The sequence below is a fragment of the Mesorhizobium sp. WSM4850 genome, assembly GCF_055811735.1.
The window spans coordinates 112844-118930 of sequence record NZ_JBVVPV010000007.1; the positions used below are offsets into that span (position 1 = coordinate 112844).

Sequence of the window (6087 nt, forward strand, 5' to 3'; positions counted from 1 at the left end):
GACGGGCTGGTTTCCGGCCAGGTCGAGAAGCTGGCCGAAGGCCGCGACATCCTCAGACGTGCGCTGGAAGCAGACCTGCAGAAAATTGCAGCGAGCCGCAGCGACATAGACGACATCATCGCCGGGCACGTCGGCAAGCTGACCGAAGGCCGCGACGCGCTGACCCGTGCGCTGGAGGACGACCTCTCCAAGCTCGCCGACACGCGCAAGGAAGTCGACCGTTCCCTGTCCGGCCATATCGACCAGATCGCCGCCAGGAGCACCGACATCTCGGACGCCATTGCCGCCGACGTCGAAAAGATCGAGCAGGCGTTCAGCCGCCAGACCGGCATCATCGAGGAGCGTGCCGGGACCATGGAGCGCGCGCTGTCGACCGGGGTCGACAACGTCCGCAGCGTGCTCGAAAAGAGCGCCGTCTTCGTTGCCGGAGCGCTGCGCGAAAAGGTCATGGAAGTCACCAGCGCACTGCATGAGCAGGCAGGTGCGGCTTTCAGTGACGCCGATCGCAAGATCGCCGAACGGGCGGAGCAGACCTCTGCTGCCCTGCTCGCCAGGGCGGAGGATATCGCACGCACCTTCGAGGAAGCGGATCGCCGCCTCGCCGCACGTGCCGAAGACACGTCAACCGCGCTCGTTGCCCGGGCAGAGGGTGCATCGAGCGCAATCATGGCCCGCGTCGACGACACCTCGAACTCGTTGCTGGCGCGCGCCCAGGAAACGGCCGACCAGCTGGCTGCCCGTGCCAGCGAGATCGCCGGTACATTCGATGCGGCGGACCAGAAGCTGGTTGCCCGCGCGGTCGAAACGGCACAGTCGCTGGCGGAACGCGCCGGCGACATCCTGCGCAATTTCGAAGGCGCCGACGAACGGCTCAGCGTGCGCATCGGCGAATCGGCCGAAGCGCTCGCAGCGCGTGCATCGGACCTTGGCCGCATTTTCGATGCTGCCGACCAACAGCTGATCTCGCGCATCGCCGAAGGTTCGGAAGCGTTGTCGGCCCGCGCGTCCGAGATCGCCCGCATCTTCGATGAGGCGGATCACCGCCTGGTGTCGCGTATCGCCGACAGCACGTCGACGATCGGAGAACATGCCGACAACATCGTCGGGGCCTTCGCCAGCACCGAGCAGCGGGTTGCCGAACGTGCAAAGCAGACCGGGCAGGACCTGGCCGTCCACGCCCGTGAGATCGAGCAGGCGCTCGCGGGCGCCGACGAGCGCCTGGCCTCCAGCGCGGCGGCCGCGGCGGCTCGCGTCGAGGAACAGGTTGCCGGCGTCGAAAACCGTCTGGTCAACACCACCGAAACGATAGGCCAGAAGCTCAACGAGCAGGTTTCGACCGCTGAGGCGCAGCTCATTTCGCGCGCCAACTCGATCGCCGAAACCTTCACTGCGGTCGGCCAGCATATCGGCCAGAGCACCAACGACGCCGCCAAGACCATCGGCACCAACACCCGCGAACTCAACACCATGCTTGCGGCACGTTCGGCCGAGATCTCGAAAATCCTTGACGAAACGGCACGGCCTCTGGTCGAGCGCTTCGCCCACGGCGGCTCGGAATTGCAAAAGAGCATGGAAGAGGTGACCGAACGCGCCACCGAGAAGCTGCGCAGCGAAAACGCCGCCTTGGTCGACGCGCTCGCCAGCCGCACGGCCGAAACATTGTCGGCCGTCGAAGGGGCGCGCTCGACGCTTGCCGACAGCGTCGCCGATCTCATCGGCCGCATGAGCACCTCGAGCGCACAGCTCGGCCAGCTGATCGAACAGGCGGCGGCCAATCTCGGCCAGGTCGACGAACGCCTGACCGGCAGCACGCAAAGCTTTGCGGCGACAACGGAAAAAGCCGCGCAGACTTTTGCCAGCTCGGCGCGTCTGGTCGATTCGAACACGACACGGCTTACCGAGCTGTCATCCTCGACCTTGCGCGAGGTTGCCTCGATCGCCACCAAGTTCGACGAGCACAGCCGGTTGCTGTCCAGTGCTTCGGACCTGTTGAGCTCGGCCCAGAGCAACCTCGAACACACGCTGGAAAGGCAGTCGTCGCTGGAGGACCTCGCCGTCGGCCTGGTCAAGAAGTCGGAGGATCTCGAAAAAGTCATGCGCTCGTTCGAGGATCTGGTCGGCCAGACGTTGCAGAACGCCGAAGGCAAGACGCTGGAGTCGGCGGACAAGATCCGTACCTCCATTGCCGACGTCGTCGATTCGGCAACCAAGCGCTTTGCCGACGCGACCGAGGAGATGCGACGCACCGCCAGCTCGATCAAGAGCGAGCTCGACCTTACCCGCGCCGAGCTCAAGAAGGGTGTCATCGAGATGCCGGAAGAGGCAAAGGAATCGACCACGGCCATCCGCCGTGCCGTTTCCGAGCAGATCAACGCGCTGAAGGAACTCTCTGACATCGTTGCGAAATCTGGCCGCAGCACCGACTCCTCCGAGCCGCGCAACCTGCGTCCAGCACAGCAGACGCCTGCCCCGCGCGCGACTGAGCCGCTACGCCGGCCTCCGGCCCCGGAACCCCTTGCCCCGCAGGCGCCGTCGGGTGACACCACACTGCGCGGCGACCTGGAACGCCCGCCGGAGACGGCGCCGCGCCAGCGCGACCCTAATGGCCGTGCGCCGCAAGGCGGCTGGGTGCGCGATCTCTTGACAGGGGCGTCGCGCGAAGAGGCCGCCAAGCCGGCGGCACCTTCGGAAGCGCCACGCTCGACGGCCCTTGCCCAGCGCTCGCCGCTTCATGTCGTGGAGTCGCTCAACTCGCTTTCCGTCGACATCGCTCGCGCCATCGATCACGACGCCTCGATCGAACTGTGGAACCGCTACCGGAGCGGCGAGCGTGACGTGTTCACCCGGCGTCTCTACACGCTGAAGGGCCAGCAGACGTTCGACGAGATTCGCCGCAAATATCAAATGGAGGCGGAATTCCGCGCCGCCGTCGACCGTTACTGCGACGACTTCGAAAAGCTGCTCAAGGACGTCTCGCGCAACGACCGCGACAACATGATGGCGCAGACCTACCTGACGTCGGACACCGGCAAGGTCTATACGATGCTTGCCCACGCCAGTGGCCGCCTGCATTGATCAGACGATAAGCGAACAGAAAAAGGCGGGAAACTCCCGTCTTTTAGGGCAATCGCTTCGGATTTGAATTTCACATCGTTACCGGCGTTGGCAGCGACAATTGAGTGCCCGGCCGTTCCGGCTGTGGTCAGATCACCGAATCGGTCCAGCGGACGATGTCCTTGGCGGCATCGCCGAACGCCCTGTCGAGCGCATCGACATAGGCCTGGTTGCCGCTGCCGGAGACGGGCGCGGTCGCGTTGAAGCTCTTGGAGGCGCGCACCTCGCCATTGCGGTCGTTCAATATCCGCACGAACAGCTCGACCTCGGCGTGTTGGCCGCCGTCGACGCGGACTTCGAAGGAACGGACCTCGACGATCACCTGATAGTCGATCGCCAGGCCCTCGCCCGGCTTGCCGACGCCGGCGAAACTGCCCGAGCGCTGGAATGTCTCGGCCAGCCGCGCCTGCACGATCAGCGGCAGCCGGTCGGCCCATTGCGCTCCCTTGAGGTACTGGATCGAGCGCACCGACGGCTTGATGACGATGTTCTGGCTGTCCAGCGCCTTGAGCGCGGAAGGCTGGGCGATGAGGATTTGTTGGCGGCCGCGGCCGCGCGCATCGAGCGACGGCGCCGACAGTTCGAATGTGTCCAGGGGCGCCGGCCCGCCGCCCGGCAAAAACGCGCAGCCGGCCAGCGAAAGCGCAAGCAATGCCACACCCGCAGTGGGCCCGCCCGCTTTGACTCCGCCCAATCTAAGCACGCCCAATTTAAGCACGACCGACTTCACACGCGATCCCCGTTGTCCCCGAATCGAATGAGCAAATCGCACCCGCAGCGTACTTGCCTGCCGTTCTTGGGGCCGGCGAAAGCCGAAGTCAACGCCGCACCCTGCCATCGAATTGCCGAACCTCACCTTCGCCGCCTGACAGGATTCGCTGCGGATTGCGGCTGAGATCCGTTACCGCCTCTTCGATGCGGTTGATCGAGCGACGGCTGTCTTGGACCAGCGCTTCGACGTCCTGCAGGCCCTGGCCGGAGAATCGCGCCAGATTGTCGGTGATGGTGCCGAGGCGGGCGTTCAGCGTGTCGGCGACCTGCTTGAACGATTTCAGGGTATTCCTGGCATCGGCTATCATGCCGTCGGCCTGGCCTGAGCCGAGCAATGTATCGACCTTGACGAGGATGCCGTCGACACGCACCGAAGCGTCGTTGAGGCGCTCCGCGAGCTGCTGCGCGTCCTTGATCGTCTGGTCGATATCGTCGGCCCGGTTGGCGAATTTGTTGGTCACCTTGGCGATGTCGGCGGCAGCCTCGTTGGCGTTTTCGCTGGCCTTCTGGATGTTGGCCAGCGCGGTGCGGACCTGTGCCGGATCGATGCCGTCGAGAACGCCGTCGACCTTGGCCAGCGTGCCTTGCGTCCTTTGGGCGAAATCGTTGATCGACCCCACCGCGGTGTCGACATTCCTGACGACCGTGTCGAACTGCTTGCTGGTTTCCTTCAGGTTCTCGGTCACCGTATCGACGTTGGCGACAATACTCTTGATCTGATCCTTGTCGACGGCGTTGAGCAGCCCTTCCGCCGCCTTCAGCGTGCCGTCAAGCTTGCCCGAGACGCCCCTCAGTTCCTCCGACAGCGAACTGACGCTGGCGAGGAATTTGTCGATGCCGTCAGAGTTCTTGGCCAGCGCATCGGAGAAGGTCTGCACATTGTTGACGGTCTGCGTCAGCGGCCCGCGAACGTCGCTGGTGAAGCCTTCGAGCTGGGAGAGAACCGTATCGGCGCGGGTGAAGATGTTCTGCGCCGTCTGCAACAGGTTGGTGACCGCCGACGGGTTGGCGACGATCTCGGCGACGCGGCCCTCCTGCTCCGCCTGGTCGAGAAGGTTGACCTCCTTGGGGTCAGCGCCCCTGAGCTCGATACTCGCTTGGCCGGCAAGGCTGACGATCCCGATATCGGCCTGCGTCGATTTGGTAATTGGCGTCGTGCGGCCTACTTCCGCTTCGGCTATGGCGTCGTTCGGATTGGCGGGGTCGATATAGACGCGCCTGACATCCCCGACCCTGACGCCGTTGAACAGCACGAAACTGCCGCGGCCAAGGCCGGAAGCCGATCCCGGAATGCGCACCCGCAGCATCGCCGTCTCACCCCTGTCGCCGATCGCGGCCGTCCAATAGACGAACGCGAATGCCGCCAGGATCGCGGCTAGCGTGAAAATGCCGACAATGACGTAGTTGGCTCTGGTTTCCATTTATCCACTTATGGCTACGCGCGGGCCGCAAGATCAAGTTGCCGCGCACGTTTTCCGCGAAAATAGGATTTCACCCAGGGTTCCTCGCTCTTGAGCATGTCGTCGATCGTGCCTTCGACCAGCACTTTCTTGTTGCCGAGCACGGCCACCCGATCACAAGCGGTGAACAGCGTGTCGAGATCGTGCGTGACCATGTATACGGTCAGATCCATGGTATCGCGCAGCTTGACGACCAGTTCGTCGAACTCAGCCGCGCTGATCGGATCGAGGCCGGATGTCGGCTCGTCCAGGAACACGATGTCGGGGTCGAGCGCCAGCGCGCGCGCCAGCGCCGCACGCTTGATCATGCCGCCGGAAAGCTCGGACGGGAATTTCTGCGCCGCATCCGGCGGCAACCCGACCAGTTCGACCTTGAGCATCGCCAACTCGTCCATCAGCTTTTTCGGCAGATCGAGATATTCGCGCATCGGCACCTGCACGTTTTCGAGCACCGTGAGCGCCGAAAACAGCGCGCCGTGCTGAAAGAGGACGCCAAGGCGCATGTCGATGCGAAGGCGCTCCCTCTCGCTCGCCTTTTCGACATCGACGCCGAACAGCTTGATCGTTCCCGACTGCTTGTGCACCAGGCCGAGAATGGTGCGCAGCAGAACCGACTTGCCGGCGCCGGAGGCGCCGCCGCAGCCGAGAATTTAGCCACCCCGGATATTGGGCGACAAATTTTAGAGAATTACGTTGTGGCCGAAGGAGACGGTGACGTCGTGGGCAGAAAGCACGCTCTCCG

Annotated in this window: 3 protein-coding genes and 1 pseudogene; 1 reads left to right on the top strand and 3 read right to left on the bottom strand. The window is 64.1% G+C overall.

Translation table 11 applies throughout. From position 1 onward, the window contains the following. A partial coding sequence (locus AC0L2Z_RS10495; RefSeq protein ID WP_473627814.1) for a coiled-coil domain-containing protein occupies nucleotides 1-3075 on the top strand: 3075 nt, incomplete at its 5' end. A 127-nt stretch (nucleotides 3076-3202) separates the two neighbouring features. Here AC0L2Z_RS10495 and AC0L2Z_RS10500 read toward each other — a convergent pair. From AC0L2Z_RS10500 to AC0L2Z_RS10510, 3 genes and pseudogenes are all read right to left on the bottom strand, one after another. Then, the gene (locus tag AC0L2Z_RS10500) at nucleotides 3203-3817 is read right to left on the bottom strand and encodes an ABC-type transport auxiliary lipoprotein family protein (protein ID WP_413468521.1); all 615 of its coding nucleotides are present in this window, start codon (nucleotides 3815-3817) and stop codon (nucleotides 3203-3205) included. Nucleotides 3818-3932: 115 nt separating this feature from the next. Then, a complete protein-coding gene (locus AC0L2Z_RS10505; protein ID WP_128169027.1) occupies nucleotides 3933-5306 on the bottom strand; it encodes an MlaD family protein in 1374 nt (457 codons plus the stop codon). A 14-nt stretch (nucleotides 5307-5320) separates the two neighbouring features. After that, a pseudogene (locus AC0L2Z_RS10510) lies at nucleotides 5321-6079 on the bottom strand (ABC transporter ATP-binding protein). Nucleotides 6080-6087 lie beyond the last annotated feature (8 nt).